Annotated in this window: 22 protein-coding genes; 14 read left to right on the top strand and 8 right to left on the bottom strand. The window is 67.6% G+C overall.

The window, feature by feature from the left end; all coding sequences use genetic code 11:
• Positions 1-29 precede the first annotated feature (29 nt).
• Positions 30-1235: an efflux RND transporter periplasmic adaptor subunit gene (locus tag Q0672_RS06740; RefSeq protein ID WP_298620993.1), complete on the top strand. Its 1206-nt coding sequence runs from the start codon at positions 30-32 to the stop codon at positions 1233-1235.
• A complete protein-coding gene (locus Q0672_RS06735) occupies positions 1232-1939 on the top strand; it encodes an ABC transporter ATP-binding protein (RefSeq protein ID WP_153161731.1) in 708 nt (235 codons plus the stop codon). The genes Q0672_RS06740 and Q0672_RS06735 overlap by 4 nt, the downstream gene beginning before the upstream one ends.
• Before the next feature lie 80 nt (positions 1940-2019).
• On the opposite strand, the gene Q0672_RS06730 is transcribed toward Q0672_RS06735, so the two are convergent.
• Positions 2020-2463 carry a CBS domain-containing protein gene (locus tag Q0672_RS06730; protein ID WP_153161730.1) on the bottom strand — a complete coding sequence of 148 codons (444 nt, stop codon included), beginning with the start codon at positions 2461-2463 and terminating at the stop codon, positions 2020-2022.
• A 145-nt stretch (positions 2464-2608) separates the two neighbouring features.
• Between Q0672_RS06730 and Q0672_RS06725 the strand changes: the two genes are divergently transcribed.
• From Q0672_RS06725 to Q0672_RS06715, 3 genes are all read left to right on the top strand, one after another.
• Positions 2609-3772: an FtsX-like permease family protein gene (locus Q0672_RS06725; protein ID WP_298620990.1), complete on the top strand. Its 1164-nt coding sequence runs from the start codon at positions 2609-2611 to the stop codon at positions 3770-3772.
• The gene (locus tag Q0672_RS06720) at positions 3769-4938 is read left to right on the top strand and encodes an ABC transporter permease (RefSeq protein ID WP_298620988.1); all 1170 of its coding nucleotides are present in this window, start codon (positions 3769-3771) and stop codon (positions 4936-4938) included. Before Q0672_RS06725 ends, Q0672_RS06720 begins: the two co-directional genes overlap by 4 nt.
• Before the next feature lie 165 nt (positions 4939-5103).
• On the top strand, positions 5104-5583 hold the full coding sequence (locus Q0672_RS06715) for a hypothetical protein (RefSeq protein WP_153161727.1): 480 nt from the start codon (positions 5104-5106) through the stop codon (positions 5581-5583).
• Between the two features lie 69 nt (positions 5584-5652).
• On the opposite strand, the gene Q0672_RS06710 is transcribed toward Q0672_RS06715, so the two are convergent.
• The 7 genes from Q0672_RS06710 to pcnB all read right to left on the bottom strand — a co-directional run bounded on the left by Q0672_RS06710 (position 5653) and on the right by pcnB (position 11854).
• Positions 5653-7164, bottom strand: a complete 1512-nt coding sequence (locus Q0672_RS06710) for a hypothetical protein (RefSeq protein WP_298620986.1) — start codon at positions 7162-7164, stop codon at positions 5653-5655.
• Positions 7165-7242: 78 nt separating this feature from the next.
• Positions 7243-8079 (bottom strand): pantoate--beta-alanine ligase, encoded by an 837-nt coding sequence (gene panC, locus Q0672_RS06705; protein WP_298620984.1) that lies wholly within the window; start codon positions 8077-8079, stop codon positions 7243-7245.
• Positions 8080-8086: 7 nt separating this feature from the next.
• Entirely contained in the window at positions 8087-8905 is an 819-nt protein-coding gene (gene panB / locus Q0672_RS06700) for a 3-methyl-2-oxobutanoate hydroxymethyltransferase (protein WP_298620982.1), read from the bottom strand.
• Between the two features lie 103 nt (positions 8906-9008).
• Positions 9009-9647, bottom strand: a complete 639-nt coding sequence (locus tag Q0672_RS06695) for a deoxynucleoside kinase (protein ID WP_153161722.1) — start codon at positions 9645-9647, stop codon at positions 9009-9011.
• Between the two features lie 16 nt (positions 9648-9663).
• Complete coding sequence (locus tag Q0672_RS06690; RefSeq protein WP_153161721.1) at positions 9664-10005, bottom strand: DMT family protein; 342 nt, start codon at positions 10003-10005, stop codon at positions 9664-9666.
• The gene (folK, locus tag Q0672_RS06685) at positions 10005-10511 is read right to left on the bottom strand and encodes a 2-amino-4-hydroxy-6-hydroxymethyldihydropteridine diphosphokinase (RefSeq protein ID WP_298620979.1); all 507 of its coding nucleotides are present in this window, start codon (positions 10509-10511) and stop codon (positions 10005-10007) included. The genes Q0672_RS06690 and folK overlap by 1 nt, the downstream gene beginning before the upstream one ends.
• Positions 10508-11854 carry a polynucleotide adenylyltransferase PcnB gene (pcnB, locus tag Q0672_RS06680; protein WP_153161719.1) on the bottom strand — a complete coding sequence of 449 codons (1347 nt, stop codon included), beginning with the start codon at positions 11852-11854 and terminating at the stop codon, positions 10508-10510. The genes folK and pcnB overlap by 4 nt, the downstream gene beginning before the upstream one ends.
• 135 nt (positions 11855-11989) lie before the next feature.
• Here pcnB and hyi point away from each other — a divergent pair, with 135 nt between their 5' ends.
• The 9 genes from hyi to Q0672_RS06635 all read left to right on the top strand — a co-directional run bounded on the left by hyi (position 11990) and on the right by Q0672_RS06635 (position 21100).
• A complete protein-coding gene (gene hyi, locus Q0672_RS06675) occupies positions 11990-12757 on the top strand; it encodes a hydroxypyruvate isomerase (RefSeq protein WP_298620976.1) in 768 nt (255 codons plus the stop codon).
• A complete protein-coding gene (locus tag Q0672_RS06670; protein ID WP_298620974.1) occupies positions 12745-13611 on the top strand; it encodes a helix-turn-helix domain-containing protein in 867 nt (288 codons plus the stop codon). The genes hyi and Q0672_RS06670 overlap by 13 nt, the downstream gene beginning before the upstream one ends.
• 155 nt (positions 13612-13766) lie before the next feature.
• On the top strand, positions 13767-15245 hold the full coding sequence (locus Q0672_RS06665; protein ID WP_298620972.1) for an amidase: 1479 nt from the start codon (positions 13767-13769) through the stop codon (positions 15243-15245).
• Positions 15246-15322: 77 nt separating this feature from the next.
• Positions 15323-16084 carry a FadR/GntR family transcriptional regulator gene (locus Q0672_RS06660; protein WP_298620970.1) on the top strand — a complete coding sequence of 254 codons (762 nt, stop codon included), beginning with the start codon at positions 15323-15325 and terminating at the stop codon, positions 16082-16084.
• A complete protein-coding gene (locus Q0672_RS06655; protein ID WP_298620968.1) occupies positions 16084-17598 on the top strand; it encodes an FAD-linked oxidase C-terminal domain-containing protein in 1515 nt (504 codons plus the stop codon). The genes Q0672_RS06660 and Q0672_RS06655 overlap by 1 nt, the downstream gene beginning before the upstream one ends.
• The gene (locus tag Q0672_RS06650; protein WP_153161713.1) at positions 17598-17759 is read left to right on the top strand and encodes a hypothetical protein; all 162 of its coding nucleotides are present in this window, start codon (positions 17598-17600) and stop codon (positions 17757-17759) included. Before Q0672_RS06655 ends, Q0672_RS06650 begins: the two co-directional genes overlap by 1 nt.
• Complete coding sequence (gene glcE / locus Q0672_RS06645) at positions 17731-18795, top strand: glycolate oxidase subunit GlcE (protein WP_298620965.1); 1065 nt, start codon at positions 17731-17733, stop codon at positions 18793-18795. The genes Q0672_RS06650 and glcE overlap by 29 nt, the downstream gene beginning before the upstream one ends.
• Before the next feature lie 3 nt (positions 18796-18798).
• A complete protein-coding gene (glcF, locus tag Q0672_RS06640) occupies positions 18799-20046 on the top strand; it encodes a glycolate oxidase subunit GlcF (RefSeq protein WP_298620963.1) in 1248 nt (415 codons plus the stop codon).
• A 250-nt stretch (positions 20047-20296) separates the two neighbouring features.
• The gene (locus Q0672_RS06635) at positions 20297-21100 is read left to right on the top strand and encodes a protein phosphatase 2C domain-containing protein (protein ID WP_228111887.1); all 804 of its coding nucleotides are present in this window, start codon (positions 20297-20299) and stop codon (positions 21098-21100) included.
• Positions 21101-21143: the final 43 nt, after the last annotated feature.

Raw genomic sequence — 21143 nt, 5'->3', positions numbered from 1 at the left:
GGGTCATTCATTCTGCCGACTGCCTCGCCATGAGCGAAACCGATCTCTCCCGTCTGCGCATCGACCGTCAGGCCTCTCGACCGCCCCGGCGGCGCCTCAGCAAGCGCTGGCTGCTGGGCGGGCTCGCCATCGTGCTGGCGGGTGGGCTGGCGGTGTTCGGGCGGATGAACGCGCCGGTTGCCGTCGAGACCGTGACAGTGGGTGAAGCCTGGCCCTACCAGGGCGTGACGCTGCTCAACGCCACCGGTTACGTGGTGGCCCAGCGCAAGGCGGCGGTGGGTTCCAAGGCTACCGGCCGGCTCGAATGGCTGGGCGTGCGGGAAGGCTCGGTGGTCAAGGCCGGCGAACTCATCGCCCGGCTTGAACAGCGCGATGTGGCCGCCCAGCTGCAGCAGGCCGACGCCAATGTGGGCGTGGCCCGGGCCAACATCGGGCAGGCGCGGGCGGAACTCGGCGATGCCGAGCTGGCCCTGGGCCGGGCGCGGGATCTCAAGGCGCGCAACTTCATCGCCCAGGCCCAGGTGGATCAGGCCGAGGCGCGGGCGCTCAAGGCCCGGGCGGCGCTGGGTTCGGCCCAGGCGGCCGAGCGGGCGGCCGAAGCCGGCCGGCTGGCGGCCAGCGTGGCGGTGGGGCAGACCGAGATCCGCGCGCCTTTCGATGGCGTGGTGCTGGTCAAGAACGCCAACGTGGGCGATCTGATCACCAATCTCTCGGCCGCCGCCGACAGCAAGGGCGCGGTGGTGAGCATGGCCGACATGAGCACGCTGGAAGTCGAGGCCGACGTGTCGGAATCCAACATCGCCCGCATCAAGCCCGGCCAGCCCTGCGAGATCCAGCTCGACGCCTTTCCCGAGCTGCGCTTCCGGGGCGAGGTGTCGCGGCTGGTGCCCACCGTCGATCGGACCAAGGCCAGCGTGATGACCAAGATCCGCTTCCTCGACCCCGATCCGCGGGTGCTGCCGGAGATGAGCGCCAAGGTGGCGTTTCTGGCCGAGGCGCTGTCGCCCGAGGAGCGCAAGGCGCGCACGGCGGTGCACGGCGAGGCTATCGTCCAGGCAGATGGAAGTGCGGCGGTGTTCCGGGTGACGGATGGCGTGGCCACGCGGGTTGCGGTGAAGACCGGCGCGAAGATCGGCGATCTGGTCGAGGTGAGCGGGGTGAAGCCGGGCGAGCGGCTGGTGCTGCGTCCACCGGCGTCGCTGCGGGATGGCGCGGCGGTGAGTGTTGGCAAATGAGCGTTTCACCTGATCCGCTGGTGCGCCTGCGCGACGTGCACAAGCGCTATCGCCGGGGCAACCAGCTGGTGCCTGTGCTGGCCGGGATCAGCTTCGACATCGCGGCGGGGGAGTTCCTGGCCTTGATGGGGCCGTCCGGCTCGGGCAAGAGCACGCTGCTCAACCTGATCGCAGGCATCGATCGGGCGGATGGTGGCGAGCTGATCGTGGCCGGCGAGGACATCACGCGCCTCGACGAGGCCGATCTGGCCGACTGGCGGGCGAAGAACATCGGCTTCATCTTCCAGTTCTACAACCTGATGCCGGTGCTCGATGCCCGCGAAAACGTGGAGCTGCCGCTGCTCCTGACCGGCCTCAGCGGCCGCGAGCGGCGTGCCCGGGCCGAATTTGCGCTGGAGATGGTGGGCCTGGCCGACAGGATGGATCACACGCCCAACGAGCTTTCAGGCGGCCAGCAGCAGCGGGTTGCGATTGCCCGGGCGCTCGTATCGGACCCGACCTTGATCGTCGCCGACGAGCCCACGGGGGATCTGGATCGCGATTCGGCCAACGACGTGCTGAAGCTCCTGCAACGTCTCAACGACGAGGTCGGCAAGACCATCGTGATGGTGACCCACGACCAGCGGGCGGCCGAGGCCGCCCACGCGATCATGCACCTGGAAAAGGGCGAACTGTCGGCGCGCGAGGTCGTCCGTCCGCGATGAGTGGCTGCGCCGGCGTCAATGGCAAGAGCCCCGTCGTGCCGGGGCAGGACGGGGCTCTTGCTGGCCGGGGCCAGGCGGTGTCAGGTGCTCATGCCGCCGGAGATGTAGCCAGCCAGCTGGTCGATGGTGGCCTGCTGCTGCTCCATCACCGACTTGACCGCGTCGCCGATGCTGATGAGGCCGACGAGCTTGCCGTGGTCGACCACCGGCAGGTGGCGGACGTGGTTCTTGGTCATGATGCCCATGCAGTCGTCGATGGTGTGGGAGGGCGAGACGGTGAGGACGTTCGCGGTCATCAGATCGCCGACCCGGGTGTCCTTCGAGGCGAGGCCCTTGAGCACCACCTTGCGGGCGTAATCGCGCTCGGTGAAGATCCCGGCGAGGCGCTCGCCTTCCATGACCAGCACGGCGCTGATGTTGCGCTCGGCCATCAGTTGCAGGGCCTGCAGCACGGTGGTGTCAGGGGTGACGGCGTAGCTCGCGTTGCCTTTGGTCTGGAGAATTTGTTGAACCGTTGCAGCCATTGTCTGAGTCCCTCCTCGTTATTGGTTTCCAGGCGCAGGACGGCGCTGCGTCGCCGCCCGTTGAAAGTGTATAGCTTGGGGGCTGGATCGCAAGAGCGCAATAGGGCGTCCGGGTTTTCATGCAATCCGATGTCAGGCCGCCGGCATGTCGGGTAGCTTTTTCAGGCTGATCTTCCGCAACGCCTGGCGGCATCGGCTGCGCTCCGGGCTGACGGTGCTGGGCATGGTGGTGGCGATCCTCGCCTTCGGCCTGCTCGGCACGGTGGTGGACGCGTGGTACGCGGGGGCGGAAGGGGCCGCCGCCAATCGGCTGATCACCCGCAGCTCGATCTCGCTGGTGTTTCCGCTGCCGCTCACCTACAAGGACAACATCCGCGCCGTGGACGGTGTGCGCGACCTGAGCTGGGCGAACTGGTTCGGTGGCATCTACAAGGAGCCGAAGAACTTCTTTGCCCAGTTTGCGGTGGATGGGGAGAGCTATTTCCGGCTGTACCCGGAGTTTGTGGTGCCCGAGGCGCAGATGCGGGATTTCCTGCGCGATCGCAAGGGCTGCATCGTCGGGCGCAAGCTGGCCGACACCTACGGTTTCAAGGTCGGCGACACGCTTACGCTGAAGGGCACGATCTACGCCGGCAACTGGGATTTCGTGGTGCGCGGCATCTACGACGGCGCGAAGAAGGGCACCGATCAATCCCAGATGTTCCTCCATTGGGCCTACCTCAACGAGGTGGTCAAGGCGAAGATGCCCGGCCGGGCCAACAACGTGGGGGTGTTCATCGCCGAAGTGACCGGGGCCGACCAGGTGGCGGCGGTGTCCCGCGCCATCGACGCGGAGTTCGTCAATTCCCGCGCCGAGACGCTCACCGAGACCGAGAAGGCCTTTCAGCTGGGTTTTGTGGCGATGACCGAGGCCATCGTGGTGGCGATCCGCATCGTGTCGTATCTGGTGATCTTCATCATCATGGCGGTGATGGCCAACACCATGGCGATGACCGCCCGGGAGCGCACCGCCGAGTACGCCACCCTGAAGGCGCTGGGGTTCTCGCCGGGCTTCGTGGCGGCGATGATCTGCGGCGAGAGCCTGATGCTGGCGGGCGCCGGCGGGCTGATCGGGATCGGGCTGACCTTTCCGGTGGCCACGGCCTTTGCAGCAAAGATGGGCACGCTGTTTCCCGTCTTCAACGTCTCCGAGGCCACTGTGCTGCTCCAGGCCGGCTGTGCGCTCACGGTGGGCGTGGTGGCTGCGCTGCTGCCCATGCGGCGGGTCGCCCGACTGGCGATCGTGGACGGCTTGAGGGCGGTGGCATGAAGGTGATCCCGTTCTCCTACAGCCTGCGCAACCTGTGGGCGCGGCGGCTCACCACGGCGCTGACGGCCGGCGGCATGGCGCTGGTGGTGTTCGTGTTTGCGGCGGTGCTGATGCTCGATCAGGGTCTCAAGGAGACGCTGGTGGAGACCGGCCAGTCGGACAACGTGGTGGTGATCCGCAAGGGGTCGGAGACTGAAGTCCAGAGCGTGATCGAGCGCGGCCAGGCAGCGCTGATCGAGAGCCTGCCGCAGATCGCCCGCGGCGGCGGTGGCGTGCCGCTGGTGTCGAAGGAGACGGTGGTGCTCATCACGCTCGCCAAGCGCGATTCGGAGAAGCCGGCCAATGTCATCATCCGCGGCGTGGGGCCGGCGGGGGCGCTGCTCCGGCCGCAGTTGCGGATTGCCGAGGGGCGGATGTTTGCGCCGGGTTCCAACGAGATCATCGTCGGCAGCAGCATCGCGACGCGCTTCCGGGGCCTGGGCCTGGGCGATCCGGTGCGTTTTGGTGGGCGCGACTGGCGGGTGGTGGGCGTGTTCGATGCCGGCAAGAGCGGTTTCGATTCCGAGATCTGGGGCGACGCCGACCAGCTGCTGCAGACCTTCCGCCGCAATGCGTTCTCGTCGGTGGTGTTCCGGCTGGCGGATGCGTCGGCATTTGCCGATGCCCGGCGGACGCTGGAGGACGACCCGCGGCTGACTCTCGAAGCCAAGCTGGAGCGAACCTTCTACGCCGACCAGTCGGCGATGCTGGCGAACTTCATCAACATCCTGGGGCTCACCCTGTCGGTGATCTTCTCGATCGGGGCGGTGATCGGCGCGGCGATCACCATGTACGCGGCGGTGGCCAGCCGCACCGGCGAGATTGGCACGCTGCGCGCGCTGGGCTTTCGCAAATCGAGCGTGCTGCTCGCCTTCATGGTCGAGAGCCTGCTGCTGTCGCTGCTGGGCGGGCTCGCGGGCCTGGCGGCGGCGTCGCTGATGCAGGTGTTCACCATCTCGACGATGAACTGGCAGTCGTTTTCGGAGCTGGCCTTCAGCTTCAGGCTGACCTTGCCCATCGCCGTCAAGACGCTGCTCTTCGCCCTGGGGATGGGGCTGGTGGGTGGTTTCATGCCGGCGGCGCGGGCGGCCCGGATGAACATCGTCAGCGCGCTGCGGGAGTCCTGATCCGCGCTGCGGATGCGTAGATGAGAATGTGACCGATTTCTCAGCCGCGTGATTTTCACCCCTTGCCGTTGGGATGTCCTCGGGGGAGCGTGAAGTAATCGGCAACGGCGGCCTCGGACGCCTTCTAACCTTTGAGCGTAAGAACTCATTTGTAGGAGGCTCATCATGGACACCACGCTGATCACGTGTACCGGGCTGCTGGTGCTGATGCTGGCCGCCTGGCAGTTTGTGCGTTCCCGTTCGGGGGCAGATAAATCGATTCCGACCGAGTGGATGGTCTCGATCGGCCGCATCGCCAACGACCAGGCGCTAGGTCATCACCGGGATGCCCGTCGCGGTGCGCTGCAGGTCATCCACGCCCTCAAACGGTCGCCTGCGGGCTCGCCTGTCGCGCACCATGTGCGCATCCGGCTGGCCGGGCTGCTGGCGAAGGACCCGGTCTATCCGGAAGTCGTCCATGCGATCCGCACGGCCTGTGTGGTCGAGCCGGCGGTGAGCGAGCTGGCGCTGTGCGTGCGCCTGCGGCACTTCCTTATCGAGGACATCCGCCAGTGCGAAGAGCTGGCCGAGAATTTCGGGCAGATCCGGCGGCGGGAAACCGGCGCCGAGGCGCTGCTGATCGCGCGATTCCATCACGCAGCCTGAGGCGGGGGTGGATAGCAGTCGGGGCCGGTCCGCTGGGCGGATCGGCCCCGATTCATTTTCGGCGTCGGGTCAGAGCAGGTGGATGCGGCAGTCGGCAACCACGGCCGTCCGGGCCTGCGGGTAGCGCTCGGCGATGCCCCGGGCGAGCTCGGCATCGTGCCGCGGCGTGGGGCAAAGCACGATGGCCGATGGTGCGCTGCGCAGGAAGCGGCCGGGGTTTTCGAGCACGTCGAGTTCGAGCCGATCCCAGTCGGGCACGGTGAGGGAGCGCCGCCCGGAATAAAAGGCAGCTTCGCTGGACCAGTCGAAGCCGTACCAGATCACCGGCCGGTCGGCGGGCGTGTGGGCCTTGACGTAGCTGGCCACCGCGAGGGTACGCTCGGCGCCGGTGAAGCGCATGGCCTTGAGATCGAAATAGTTGTTGTGGAAGAACACGGCGTTCGACACGACGAAAGCGACGAGCACGCCGACGCCTGCCGCCCCACGGCCCAGCCGGCGCTCGCGCAGGACGTGGATGACCGCCACGCCAACCGCCACCGACAGGAACACCGAGTTGGCCGTCTGGTAGTAGTTGTGGATGGCGTGCAGGTTGGTGAACAGCAGGAAGGGCAGCACGAAAAGCGCCAGGCTGGCGGCGATGATCCGCCGGGCGATACGGTCGCGGACCACGAAGAATGCGGCGATCACGAACAGCAGGCCGATGACGTTGAAGGCGGCCTTCTTGATGTTGCGGTTGAACACCACCTTGCCCCAGAAGTCGCCGGACAGGCGTTGTTCAAGGGTGCCGTAGTTCCAGGCGGAGAGCTTGGCCGAGGTAAGTAGTGCGCCGATGGGGTTGTCGAGCTTCACTGCATCCGAGAACTTTACCCACGCCACGCCGAGGATCACCGGAATCAGCACGCTCACCGCCAGCTTGACCACGAAGCCGGGGGTCGGCGCGGCCTGCCGGCGGATCAGCGCGAGATAGCCGGCGGCGAGGCCGAAGAGGGCCAGCACGGGCGCGGGGGTGGTGATCTTCTGGAGCAGCGCGAGGCCAAGAAAGAGGCTGAGGAAGACGAAATCCCGGTTGCTCACGTCGCGCTGGAAAACCTTGAGCGCGTAGTACAGGAAGGCCAGCGTGAAGCACAGGGCCGCGCCTTCGATCATGAAGGTGCCGGCCCAGAAGAGGTAGATGGGTGAGGTGAGGAAGAGCGCGAGGGAGAAGTCGATGGCGGCCGGATCGATCCGTAGCCGGCGCAGGCTGCAGCGCAGCGGGATGCAGCACAGCAGCACGAAGATCAGGTTGATGACCCGGCCGGTGGCGGTGAGCGGCGTGCCGAGGGTGCTGGCGGCGGTGGCGACGAGCTGCTGGTAGATCGGGAACTCGAAGGGGATCGACCAGGGCTCGCCGACCACCGGCGTTGGGTAGCGCAGCGAGAAGCCCTCGAGCTGCAGGTAATGGGCGGTGAGGGCGGTCTGGGTCTGGCGGAAACCGTGCTGTTCGAGGATCGGCTGGCCGACGTTGAACAGGTTGAGCCCGACGATCGCCACCAGCGCCAGCCAGAACAGCACGCGTGCAGTGCGGGTCAGCCCGTCTGGCATGCGGGCTCCAAAGTCGGCGTGTCCCGGGATGTGCATGGTCGGGCGGGCGGCCGGCGGTGCGTGCCGCCGGCGCAGGGGTCAGATTTCGAGGTTGTCGATGAGCCGGGTGGCGCCGAGCTTGGCTGCACCCAGCACGACCAGCGGGCCGTCGGCTGCGTCCTTGGGCGGGTGCAGGTCGCTGCGGCGGCGGATCGAGATGTAGTCGGGCTGCCAGCCGTGGGCGGCGAGCTCGGCCACGGCCTCGGTTTCGAGGCGCAGGAAGTCGTGCTCGCCGGCGGTGATGCGCTCGCGGATCCACTTGAGCTGGCGCTGCAGGCGCGGCGCTTCGGCACGCTGCTCGGGCGTCAGGTAGCCGTTGCGGGACGAGAGCGCGAGGCCGTCGTCGGCGCGGCTGGTTTCGCCGCGGATGATCTCGATGGGCAGGGCGAACTCCCGGACCATGTTGGTGATGATCATCAGCTGCTGGTAATCCTTCTTGCCGAACAGCGCCACGTGGGGGCGGACGATGTTGAACAGCTTGAGCACCACCGTGGCCATGCCGCGGAAGTGGCCGGGCCGGGCGGCGCCGTCGAGGATGTCGGTGTGGGCCGGGTTGGGTTCGACGTGGTAGCGCTGGGGTTCGGGGTACATCTCCTTCTCGTCGGGCGCGAAGAGGTGGTCGACGCCGGCTTCGGTGAGGCGCGCGCAGTCGTTCTGGAAGGTGCGCGGGTACTTGTCGAAGTCTTCGTTGGGGCCGAACTGCAGGCGGTTCACGAAGATGCTCGCCACCACGATGTCGGCGTGTTCGCGCGCCTGGCGCATCAGCGCGATGTGGCCGTCGTGGAGGTTGCCCATGGTGGGCACGAAGGCGACGCGGGCGGTCGGGTTGGCGGCAAGGGCGGCGCGCAGGCCGGAGATGGTCGGGTGGATCTGCATGGCGGGATCAGTAGCTGTGTTCGGGGCCGGGGAAGCGGGACTCGCGCACGTCGGTCACATAGCGGGTGACGGCTTCGTCGATGCTCGACGCGCCTTCCATGAAGTTCTTGGCGAAGCGCGGGCGCTTGCCGGGGAAGACGCCGATGAGATCATGCAGCACCAGCACCTGGCCGTGGCAATCCACGCCGGCGCCGATGCCGATGGTCGCCATGGTGTTGAGGCTGTTGGTGATGTCAGCGGCGAGCTGCGAGGGCACCATCTCCATCACGACGAGGGCCGCGCCGGCCTGCTCGAGGGCGAGGGCGTCGGCCTTCAGCACGGCGGCGCCGGCGTCGCTCTTGCCCTGGACCCGGTAGCCGCCCAGCTGATGCACCGACTGGGGGGTGAGGCCGATGTGGGCGCACACCGGCACGCCGCGCTCGACGAGGAAGCGCACCGTCTCGGCCATGAAGGCGCCGCCTTCGAGCTTGACCATCTGGGCGCCGGCAGCCATCAGGCGGACGGCGTTGCGCATGGCCTGCTCGGGGCTTTCGGCGTAGCTGCCGAAGGGCATGTCGGTGACGACGAAGGCGCGGTTGGCGCCGCGGCAGACGCATTCGGTGTGATAGGCCATCTGCTCGACGGTGACCGGCAGGGTGGTCTTCTGGCCCTGCAGCACGTTGCCCAGGGAATCACCCACCAGGATCACATCGACGCCGCAGCGTTCGAGCAGCGCGGCAAAGCTGGCGTCGTAGCCGGTGAGCATGACGATCTTGCGGCCTTCGGCGCGCATCTTGCCGAGCTCGAAAAGGGTGACGGGTTTGGTGTTGTCCTGCAGGTAGCTCATGACGGTTCCTCCTCGCGGCGGCAGTTAACCCCAAACTTGTGCAGGGCACAAGCGGGCGTCGGGTGCGAAAGGTCGGGAGATGGCGGGTGGTGGCGTCGGGGTGTCAGCCGGCGTAGCCGAAGAATTCCCGGTAGCTGCGCATGGCCAGCAGGCGGGAATACAGCAGCTCGAAATCCTCGTCCTTGTCGACGGGATTAAGGGATTCGGCATTGACGATGAACAGCGGCGCCGCATCGTAATGGTGGAAGAACGTGGCGTAGCGCTCGGCCACCCGCTGCAGGTAGGCTTCGCTGATCTTGCGCTCGGATTCGACGCCGCGGCGGCGCACCCGGTCGATCAGGATGTCGGGCTGGGCCTGCAGGTAGATCACCAGATCGGGTTTGCGCACGCTGGGCTTCAGGCGGTCGTAGAGCTGGCGGTAGAGCTGGAGCTCGTCTTCAGCGAGGTTGAGCTCGGCGAAGAGCGGGTCCTTGTCGATCAGGAAATCGGAGACGATGCGCCGGAAGGGATCGTGGGCGTGATCGAAGGCGGCGAGCTGTTCGCTGCGCTGGAACAGGAAGGCGATCTGGGTGGGCAGGCCCCAGCGTTCCATGTTCTGGTAGAAGCGGCCGAGAAACGGATTGGCTGCCGGGTTTTCGAGCAGCAGATCGGCGTTGATGCGCGCAGCGAGACGCTTCGCGAGAGTCGTCTTGCCAGCACCGATGGGGCCTTCGACGACGATGTAGCGCGCTTTTTCGAGCATGGGGTGTCTCCGCCTTTCAGGCGCGGAAGATGAAGTACACGGCGCCTAGGATACACAGGGCCGCCCACAGATAGTCAAGCTTGAGGGGTTGCTGCATGTAGAAAACGGCGAAGGGGACGAACACCGTGAGGGTGATCACCTCCTGCATGATCTTCAGCTGAGCGAGGTTGAGCTCCTGGGCGCCGATGCGGTTGGCCGGCACCTGCAGGAGGTACTCGAACAGCGCGATACCCCAGCTGACGAAAGCCGCGATGTACCACGGATAGGTGGCGAGGTTCTTCAGGTGGCCGTACCACGCGAAGGTCATGAAGACATTCGAGGCGGCCAGCAGCAGGCTGGTCTGGGCCCAGATCGGCATTACATCGGCTCGCTGCGGGCGATTTCCTGGCTGGCCACCGCGGGGAGGAAACCGTGCGCCAGGCCGAGGCCGGGGAGGACGACGTCCGGGGCGATCTCGACGAGGGGCAGCAGCACGAAGGCGCGTTCGTGCATGCGCGGGTGGGGCAGGGTGAGCTCCGGGCTGGTCATCGTCGTATCGCCGTGGAGCAGCAGATCGAGATCCAGCGTGCGCGGGGCATTGGGCACGCTGCGCACGCGGCCGTGACGGGCTTCGATGGCGAGGAGGGCGTGGAGCAGTTCGAGCGGCGCCAGGGTGGTGTCGACGGACACCACCGCGTTGATGAAATCAGGCTGATCCAGCAGCCCGACCGGCGCGCTGCGATACAGGGACGAGCGGGCGACGACGGTGGTGCCCGGCAGGGTGTTGAGGTCGACGACGGCGGCCCGCAGATGGCGGACCGGCTCGCCGATGTTGGCGCCCAGCGCCACGTAGGCGCGGGTGCGCGCAGGCACTGCGCTGCTCATGCGTCGGCCGGCGGATTGCTGCCTGCGCCCGAGGGCTTGCGACGACGACGGCGTTTCTTGGCGGTGCCGGCCTTGTCGGGGACGAGCATGGACTCGCGGGAATCCGGGTTGGCGTCGGCGAAGGCGTCCCACCAGTCGGGAAGCTCCATCGGAATCTCGCCGGACTGGGCGCGCAGGCGCAGGAAATCCCAGCCAGCGCGATAACGCGGTTGCTCGAGCAGGCGGTAGGGCGTCTTGCCGGCGCGTTTTTCGAAGCGCGGCTGGAGGGCCCAGATCTCCTTGATGTCGCCGGCGATGCGGCGGGTGATGGCGAGCTTGCCCGACTGCTTGTCGAGCACCGCGTCCATCGCATCGAAGAGCGCGGGCTGCGAATGGGCGCCGTCGGCCTTGCGGGCTTCCCAGTCGGCCAGCACCTCGTGCCACAGCAGGGTGGCGAACAGGAAGCCGGGCGATACCGGCTTGCCCTGGCGGACGCGATCGTCGGTGTTTTCGAGCGACAGCCACACGAAGCGTTCGCCCAGCGGCTGTTCGAGGATCACATCGAGCAGCGGCAGCAGGCCGTGGTGCAGGCCTTCCTCGCGCAACTGGCGCAGGCACTTGACCGCGTGGCCGGACATCAGCAGCTTGAGCATCTCGTCGAAGAGACGCGCCGGCGGCACGTTTTCGAGGAGCTCGGCCATCTCGCGGATCGGGGCGCGGGCGGCGGGGTCGATGGTCAGGCCCAGCTTGGCGCCCAGGCGGGCGGCGCGGAGCATGCGCACCGGGTCTTCACGGTAGCGCACGCGCGGGTCGCCGATCATGCGCAGCGTTTTTTGCTGGAGATCGGCCACGCCGTGGTGGTAGTCGATGACGGTTTCGTCGGACGGGTTGTAGTACAGCGCGTTGACGGTGAAATCGCGGCGGGTGGCGTCTTCGGCCATGCTGCCAAAGACGTTGTCGCGCAGCACCCGGCCGTGCTCGTCGGTTTCGGTGGATTCCGCGTCCTGCATGGCGCGGAAGGTGGAGACTTCGATGGTCTCCGGGCCGCTCATCACGTGGACGATCTTGAAGCGGCGGCCGATGATCCGCGAGCGGCGGAACAGGGCGCGGACTTCTTCGGGCGTGGCGCTGGTGGCCACGTCGAAATCCTTCGGGGTCTGGCCGACGATGATGTCGCGCACCGCGCCGCCGACGACGTAGGCCTTGTGGCCGGCTTCCTGCAGCACCGTGCAGACCTTGTTGGCGGCGGGGGAAATCTGCTCCCGGCGGACGCCATGGCGGCTGACGGGAATCACGGCAGGATCGGGAAGGGCGTTGGCGGGTGCGGCGCGGCGGAAAACCCGGCGCAGCAGTTTGCGGATCATTGGTGGGGCTTGGATTATCGGGTTCGAGTCGCGCATGATAACCCAACGAATGGCCGGCTTTTCGTGATGTGGTCGTTTTGGGCCGCTCCGGGCTGGTATTTCCCCTGTTTGGACGCTGATCCAGGAGGTTTTCCGATGCTGCGCTTCTCTGCCAACCTGTCTTTCCTGTTCCTCGACCGGCCTTTCCTTGATCGTTTTGCCGCGGCGGCGGCCAATGGTTTCAAGGCGGTCGAGTTTCACTTTCCCTACGCCTTCCCCGTGGATGAGGTCGTCGATGCGGCGCACCGGGCGGCGGTCGAGGTGGTCCTGTTCAACTTTCCGGCTGGCGACTGGGCCGCGGGCGAGCGGGGCATCGCCTGTCTGCCGGATCGGGTCGCCGAGTTTCGCGAGGGCGTCGAGCTGGCGGCTCGCTACGCCGAGGCGCTGGCCTGCCCACGCGTCAATTGCCTTGCCGGGCGGCGCCCCGATGGTGTGGACGAGGCGCTGCTCACCGCCACGCTGGTGGATAACCTGCGCCATGCCGCCGACGCCTTCGCGCCCGCCGAGCGGCTGGTGCTGATGGAACCCCTCAACACCCGCGACATGCCGGGCTTCCTGGTCGACCGCACCGCGCCGGCGCTGGCCGTGCTCGACGCGGCCGATCGGCCGAACCTGGGTCTCCAGTACGACATCTACCACGCCCAGGTGATGGAGGGCGACCTGGCCCGCACGCTCGAATCGGCGCTGCCGCGTATCGGCCACATCCAGCTGGCAGACAACCCCGGCCGCCATCAGCCGGGCACCGGCGAGATCAATTTCCCCTTCCTGTTCCGGCACCTCAAGGCCATCGGATACGGAGGCTGGATCGGCTGCGAATACGTGCCAACCGGGCCGACCGAGGATTCCTTCGAGTGGATGGTCTGAGCGGCGGAAGGATGCTGCCGGACGGGATCCATCTTCCGTCGCCGGGGCTTGCCGACTGCGTGCGCAGCGCGTTGGTCACGCATCTGCCCGGCGGTCGTTACATCCTGCCGGCTGCGCTGCATCCGGTGCTGCTGGTCATCGTGCGGGGTGGCATCGTGGTGCTGCGCGATGGCGCGGAGGTGCCGCTTCCTCGGTTAGCGTTGTGTGGCGGGACGCGCGGCCCCCGCGACGCCCGGGCCGAGGCGGGCACCCGGATCGTCACCCTGTCGCTCCTGCCCGGCGGGGTGGGCGCGCTGTTCGGCGTGCCGGCGGGGGCGCTGATGGAAGAGGCGGTCGACCTGGCTGAGGTGACGGATGGCACAGTCCGGGGGCTGTTGGCGGGGTTTGTCGACGGCTTGGCGGCCGCGATGGAGGACTCGCTCTCCCGGTTGTGGGTGCTGCTGGAAGCGCTGCGACGCGACACTGCAGGGCAGTCCGACCTGTGGGTGCCGCTGTCGCTGCTGTCCCTTCCCGGCGCGGCGCTGGCGGCGCAGTTCGGCCTTGGTCAGCGGCAGTTCGAACGGCGCTTTCGGGAAAGTTATGGCCAGCCGCTGCGGAGTTATCGCCAGCAATTGCGCTGCAGCCGCCTGCTGCAGGCACTGGGTGCGGCGACGAGTCCAGCCGACGGCTGGGCGGCGATCGCCGCGGCCGCGGGATACGCGGATCAGGCCCATCTGTGTCGGGACGTGCGTCGTTTCACGGGACATTCGCCCGCCGGCCTGCTGGCGGGCGTGGCGGGCGACGATCCGGCGTTCTGGCCCTATCGCATCGATCCGCTGATGCGGGCACGGCATTTCGGGCCTTCCGGTTTCTGATTCCTCGGGCTGGCGTGTCGTCTGGGTTCAATACTGCCGGGCGGCGCGCGGGCAGGCTGACGTCTTCCATCCACTCAGCCTGCCCACGCCATGACTCGATCACGCCTGCCGTCTTTGCCTGATTGTCCTGTCGCGTCTGCCAGCGAGGGGGCGTGATGTCCGAGATCCAGCTCGATACGCTCACCGCGTCAGAGGCCGCCCGTGACATCCGTGAAGGGCGCCTGTCGGCCGAAACCTTGCTGGATGCCTGTCTGGCGCGGGTTGCCCGCTTCAATCCCAGCCTCAACGCGCTGGTGACCCTCGATGAGGCTGGCGCGCGGGCCGCCGCGAAGGCCGCCGATCGGAAGCGCGCCGCGGGTGGGAATCTGCCGCCGCTGCTGGGTGTGCCAGTGTCGATCAAGGACGCGTTCGAGACGCGTGGCCTGCGGACGACGGCGAGCTTCAAGCCGCTCAAGGATTACGTGCCGGACCGGGACGCGACCGTGGTGGCTCGCCTGCGGGCGGCCGGGGCGGTGATCGTCGGCAAGAGCAATCTGCCGGAGCTGGCCGGCGCGCCCCATTGCTGGAGCCCGCTCTTCGGGCTGACGCGCAATCCCTGGAATCCGGCCCTGACGCCGGGCGGCAGCTCGGGCGGCGCGGCAGTCGCCGTGGCCGCGGGCTTCTCGCTGCTGGAGGCCGGCAGCGATCTGGCCGGGTCGATCCGGATTCCGGCGGCCTACTGCGGCGTGACCGGTTTCAAGGCCACCGAGAACCGCATTCCACGCACCGGCCACATCCCGCACCTGCCGGAACATCTGGGCGGCGTGCGCAGCGTGCGGCGGATGTTGTCGTTTGGCGCGCTGGGGCGCTCGGTGGCCGATCTTCAGCTTGGCCTTGCGGTGATGGCCGGGCCCGATGGGATCGACAGCGAAGTGCCGGCGCTTCCGGTGGCCGGAGCGTCGCTCCGCGATGATGGCCGTCCGCTGCGTCTGTTGCTGCGGGACGACTGGGGGCTGCCCCTGTGCGAGCGGACCCGGGCGGTGTTCGCGCGGCTGCCGGAGAAACTGTCTGCCGCCGGCCATGTGCTTCGTCGCGGCCCCGTGGCGGGAATCGAACCGGCGGAACTGCGAGAGGTTTTCGGGCTCATCGCTGGCGTGGAGATCGGGCTGGGCATGCCGGGCTGGCAGCGGCACGCGTTTCTGATGCTGCGGCACCTGCTGCCCCCTTCGGAACAGTTGATGCGCGCGATCGCCCGCGGCTTGCGCTTCGACATGCGGGCGTACAACCGGGCGCTTGATCGACGGGAGCAATGGATCCGGCAACTGGAGGCCGAACTGGCCGATGTGGATGCGCTGCTGTGCCCGGTGGTGAGCACCGTTGCCTATCCCGGCCAGCCCCTCGGGCCTTTCGACCGGCCGCCCCGGCTTACGGTGGCGGGCCAGCGGCTGCCCTACCTGGAGGCGACCATCGGGCTGACGGTGCCGTTCTCCCTCAGCGGCAGCCCGGTAGTGGCGCTTCCGGCGGGTGTCGAGGACGGGCTTCCGGTGGGTGTGCAGCTGGTCGGCCGGCGCTGGGGTGATGACGCGTTGCTGGCTGCGGCGGCACGGCTTGAGCCCGCGCTGGGTGGTTTTTTGATGCCGCCAGCCCTGCGTTGATCGACACGGCCCGCGCCCCTTTACAGGGGCGTCCTGGCTCTCTTAGACTGCGTCGAACTTGTCAGACAAGTTGACCAATGGCCGCGACCCGCTTCCATCAGATCAACCGCCCCCAGCGCCTATCCGATGCCGTCGGATCGGCGCTGGAAAAGCGCATCCGCAGTGGGGCGCTGACGCCAGGCGAACGCTTGCCGACGGAAGCCCAGCTGGGTGCCCAGTTTGCGGTGAGCCGGGCCGTGGTGCGCGAGGCGGTGGCACGGCTGAAGGCCGAGGGGCTGGTGGAGAGCCGTCAGGGTTCGGGGGTGTTTGTTGCCACGCGCCCTGGTGCGGCGGCCTTCCGGATGAACGCCGGCTTGCCGGCAAGCGCCCACGACGCCCGGGATGTGTTCGAGCTGCGCCTGATCGTTGAAGCGGCCGCGGCCGAGCGGGCCGCCGTGCGGCATACCCCGCAAAGCCTCACGCAGATTGGCGAGGCGCTGGCCGCGATGGACGCGGCCATGGAGAGCGTGGCGGACTCGGGCGACGGGGCCGGCGCCGACGACGCCTTTCACTGCGCCGTGGCGGCGGCAAGCGGCAACCCGCTGATCCATCGTTTCATCGAATTCGTGAGCCAGGAGTTCTCCGGCTCCCGCCAGCCCACCTGGAGCCGCGACGGCCGGGATGGGGGGCTGGCGCAGGCATCCCAGAACGAACACCGGGCGCTGTTCGAGGCCATCGCGGCGGGCGATCCCGTCGCGGCCCGGGCGGCGGCCGAAAGGCACATCGTCAGCGCCGCGGGGCGCCTGGGCGTGACGCTGTCGCCCCGCGTGAGCGGACCGAACAACGAGGAGGAGACCTGATGGGCGAGCCGGCCGATCTACCCGATTTCAGCGTCGCCGAGCGCGACTTTTCAACGGTGGACAAGGCGCGGCTGGTCTCATCGCTGTCGCGCGTGCTGCCCGCAGCCAGCCTGCTCCACGATCTGGAAGACCTGCGGCCCTACGAATGCGACGGCATGTCGGCGCTGCGTCAGGTGCCGATGGTGGTGGCGCTGCCCGAAACCGAGACGCAGGTGGTGGAGATCCTGAAGATCTGCGCCGCCCTGGGCGTGCCGGTGGTGGCGCGGGGCGCGGGCACGGGGCTTTCGGGTGGTGCGCAGCCGCACAAGTTCGGGTTGGTGCTGTCGCTGGCGCGATTCAAGAAGATCATCCGGATCGATGCTCACGCCCGCCGGGCAGTGGTGCAGCCGGGCGTGCGCAACCTGGCGATCTCGGAAGCGGCGGCGCCCTTCGGCCTTTATTACGCGCCCGATCCGTCGTCGCAGATCGCCTGCACTATCGGCGGCAACGTGGCCGAGAACTCGGGCGGCGTGCATTGCCTCAAGTACGGGCTGACGATCCACAACCTGCTCAAGGTGCGCGGCGTGACCATCGCCGGTGAGATCGTCGAGTTTGGCAGCCTCGCGCTGGATACGCCGGGCTACGATCTGCTGCCGCTGGTCACTGGCTCAGAGGGCATGCTGGCGGTGGTGACGGAGGTGACCGTCAAGCTCACCCCCAAGCCGCAGCTCGCTCAGTGCGTGCTGGCCGCCTTCGACGACGTGGTGAAGGCCGGCGAAGCGGTGGCGGCGGTGATCGCTGCGGGCATCATCCCGGCCGGGCTGGAGATGATGGACCAGCCGGCCACGGCGGCCGTCGAGGAGTTCGTGCATGCAGGCTATCCGCTGGATGCCGAGGCGATCCTGCTGTGCGAATCCGACGGCACGCCGGAGGAAGTCGCCGAAGAGATCGCCCGGGTGCGTGCGATCCTTGAAGCGAGTGGCGCCACCGAGCTTCGCGTGTCCCGAGACGAGGGCGAGCGGCTGCGCTTCTGGGCCGGTCGCAAGGCGGCGTTTCCGGCGGCGGGACGGATCTCGCCGGACTATTACTGCATGGACGGCACCATCCCCCGCAAGCGCCTGGGCGAGATGCTGAAGGCCATCCAGCAGATGGAAAAAAAGTATTCGATGCGCTGCATCAATGTGTTTCATGCGGGCGACGGCAACCTGCACCCGCTGATCCTCTTCGACGCCAACAAGCCCGGCGACCAGCACACCGCCGAAGCCTTCGGGGCGGAGATTCTGGAACTCTCCGTGGCGCTGGGCGGCACGATCACCGGCGAGCACGGCGTGGGCATCGAGAAGATCAACCAGATGTGCAGCCAGTTCGCCACCCCGACGATCAACGCCTTCCACCGCGTGAAGGCGGCGTTCGATCCGCAGGGGCTGCTCAACCCGGGCAAGGCCATCCCGACCCTCAACCGCTGCGCCGAATATGGCCGTGAGCGGATGGGCGCGAATGTGGCTCAGACTCATCCCGATCTGCCGCGCTTCTGATGGAAACGATTTCCGAAGGATGGCTGCAGTTTCTGTTCGTCGCCGTTCCGGTGCTGTCGCTGATCGGCACCTGGATGGGGCTGCGCACCGCGGGCCGGCTGGCCGAGCGGCGCAACAAGGAGGAAGGCAAGCGTGAGCGAGCTGATTCAGGCGTGGAGTGAGCGCATCCGCGCGGCGGCGGCGAACCGCCAGCCCCTGTGCATCCGCGGCGGCGGCACCAAGGCGTTTTACGGCGGGCCGGAGGTGGGCGAGCCCATTCTCACCGGTGCGCACCGGGGCATCGTCAATTACGCGCCGAGCGAATTGGTGGTGAGCGTCCGCGCAGGCACGCCGCTGGCCGATCTGGAAGCCGCACTGGCGGCCGAGAACCAGATGCTGGCCTTCGAGCCGCCGCATTTTGCCGACGGCGGCACCGTGGGCGGCTGCGTGGCGGCGGGCCTTGCCGGGCCGCGGCGGGCTGCCGTGGGCGGCGTGCGGGATTTCGTGCTCGGCGCCACCCTCATCGACGGGCGCGGCGACGTGCTGCGCTTTGGTGGTGAGGTGATGAAGAACGTGGCGGGCTACGACGTCTCGCGCTTCCTGGCGGGCAGCCTTGGCACCCTTGGGTTGATCGCCGAGGTGACGCTGAAGGTGCTGCCCCGGCCGGTGGCCGAGGCGACCTTGCGCTTTGAGATGGACGAAGCCGCGGCACTACACCAGCTCAACGTGTGGGCCGGCCAGCCGCTGCCGGTGTCGGCCAGCGTCTGGCGGGGTGGTGTGCTCCATCTGCGGCTCTCCGGCGCCGGTGCAGCGGTGGATGCGGCGATCGCACGCCTTGGCGGCGAGCGGCTGGCGGACGCCGCTGCGGCGGTGCTTTGGCGCGGCCTGCGGGATCATCGGGATGACTTTTTTGCCGGCACACTGCCCCTGTGGCGGCTCTCGGTGCCCAGCGACGCGCTGGCCGTGGCGTTGCCCGGAGAGCAGCTGGTGGAGTGGGGCGGTGCCCAGCGCTGGTTGCGCTCGGATGCGCCGGTAGCGGAAATCCGCGCCCGCGCGGCAGCCCTCGGCGGCCATTCCACGCTGTTTCGCGGCGGCGCGGGATGCAGCGATGTCTTCCATCCGCTGCCCGCGCCGATGCAGGCCCTGCAGCGCAATCTCAAGCAGGCCTTCGACCCGGCAGGGATCTTCAACCCCGGTCGCCTTTATCCGGAGTTCTGAGCGATGCAGACCCATCTCGCCGATTTCATCCGCGACACGCCCGAAGGCCGCGAGGCCGAGGAGATTCTGCGCAAGTGCGTGCATTGCGGGTTCTGCACCGCCACCTGCCCGACTTACCAACTGCTGGGCGACGAACTGGATGGCCCGCGGGGGCGCATCTACCTCATCAAGCAGGTGCTCGAAGGCGAGCGCGCCACCGAGAAGACCCGCCTGCATCTGGATCGCTGCCTTACCTGCCGCTCCTGCGAGACGACCTGCCCCTCTGGCGTGCAGTACGGCCGGCTGGCCGACATCGGCCGCCACATCGTCGAACAGCAGGTGCCGCGGACCGGTGCCGACAAGCTGAAGCGCGCCGCGCTGCGGGAGTTTGTGCCAAACACCGGCCTGTTCGGCTCGGCGCTGGGGCTTGGGCGGATGTTCAAGCCGCTGCTGCCGCGGGTGATCGCCGAGAAGGTGCCGGCGGCCGAAGCTGCCGGGCCGTGGCCGGCGCCGCGTCACGTCCGGCGGATGATTGCGCTGGCGGGTTGCGTCCAGCCGTCCATGCGCCCGGTGATCAACGCAGCCACCGCCCGGGTGCTCGACCGGCTGGGGATTTCGCTGGTCGAGGCAAAGAGCGCGGGATGTTGCGGCGCCGTCCGCTATCACCTCCACGATCAGGCCGGCGGGCGCGACGAGGCGCGGCGAAACATCGACGCCTGGTGGCCGGCCATCGAGTCCGGTCAGGTCGAGGCGATCGTCGTCACCGCGTCGGGCTGCGGCGTGCAGGTGAAGGAGTACGGATACCTGCTCCGGCACGATCCGGCCTATGCCGCCAGGGCCGAGAAGGTGGCCGCGATGAGCCGTGACGTCGCCGAGGTGCTCGCCGCCGAGATGAAGACGCTGACATCCTTGCTCGAGTCATCCCGGACGCAGGGCAAGGCCGGCCGGCTGGCTTTTCATGCGCCATGCAGTTTGCAACACGGTTTGAAGGTCCGCGGGGTGGTCGAAAGCCTGCTTTCCGCAGCAGGCTTTGAGCTCGTCCCGGTGCGGGATTCTCATTTGTGCTGCGGTTCGGCGGGCACGTATTCGCTGCTGCAACCCAAATTGGCCAGTGAACTGCGTGACGGGAAGGTGTCAGCCTTGCAAGAATACGGTGCCGACTGCATCGTTTCCGCCAATGTCGGCTGCATCGAGCACCTGGCAACAGCGGTCTCGCTGCCCATACGACATTGGATTGAATTGATCGATGAAAAAGTCACACCGATAGTCTGAAAGCGAAACGTCGCCTTTATTACTAAAGAGATAAACGGTTAAACTTCGTGAATGTCAGTTGTCTGCCTGTTGGGCTGAGTGATCTTGTGAGTCAGTGCGGAGTCTTGTTTGCCCGGTTTTCGTCGTCGGTGTTCGCCCGAGCCGTGCCGATGTGCAGGCGCGTGGCGTGTTTTCGATGAGTTCGTCTCGTGCTGATCGTTCGAGTTACATGCTGAATCCAACGTTATCGTCCCTTTCCGCTCCCGATTCGGTGAGCTCCAAGAAGCGCTATCAGGCCGAGGCCTGCGTGGCGAAGCATACGGGCGACCGTACCGAGCAGCAGGATCGGGCGGCCGTCTTCGCGCATCCGACCCGCAAGGGCACGCTGATGGCCGTGCTGGCCGACGGCATGGGCGGGCACTCTGGCGGTGCCATGGCGGCCGAGCAGGTCGTGCTGAAGGCCAAGCAGAACTTCGAAGCCTACGCGCCGGCATCGGAAAGCGCCCCCGATCTGCTGCGCAGCGTCATCGACGAAGCGCATATCGTCATCAAGCTGACCCGCTTCACCAGCGAGCAGGACCCCCACAGCACTGCGGTGGTCTTCATGATGCAGCCCGATCGGGCGGACTGGGCCCATTGCGGGGATTCCCGTTTCTATCATTTCCGTCGCGGTGAGCTGGTGACGCGCAGTGTCGACCACTCCCTGGTCGAAGAGCTTGTCCGCAAAGGCCGGCTCGACGCCGACGGCGCGCTGCGCCACCCCAACCGCAACGTGCTGCTGTCGTGCCTGGGGTCCGAGCGGGAGCCTCGGGTCGACATCGGCCATGCGTCGCCGCTGGTGGGCGGCGATGCTTTCCTGCTGTGCTCGGATGGTCTGTGGGCCTACATCCCCGAAGACGAGATGGGTCAGATCCTCGACTCCCAATCCCCGCGGGACGCGGCCTCGACGCTGATCGAGCTCGCCCGCCAGCGGGCAAAGGGTGGCGGCGACAACATCTCGCTGGCCATCGTCAAGCTCGTAGAGGTTGTCCAGAAGCCACCGGCGCGCGGTGATTTCCCCCGGCTGGGCGGATGATGAGAGGGGCCGTTGGCCCCTTTTCTTTTTGTGGCGGCGGATG

The sequence above is a fragment of the uncultured Zoogloea sp. genome, assembly GCF_937894855.1.
Taxonomy (GTDB): Bacteria; Pseudomonadota; Gammaproteobacteria; order Burkholderiales; family Rhodocyclaceae; genus Zoogloea; species Zoogloea oryzae.
This window is presented reverse-complemented; position numbering and strand designations above follow the sequence as displayed.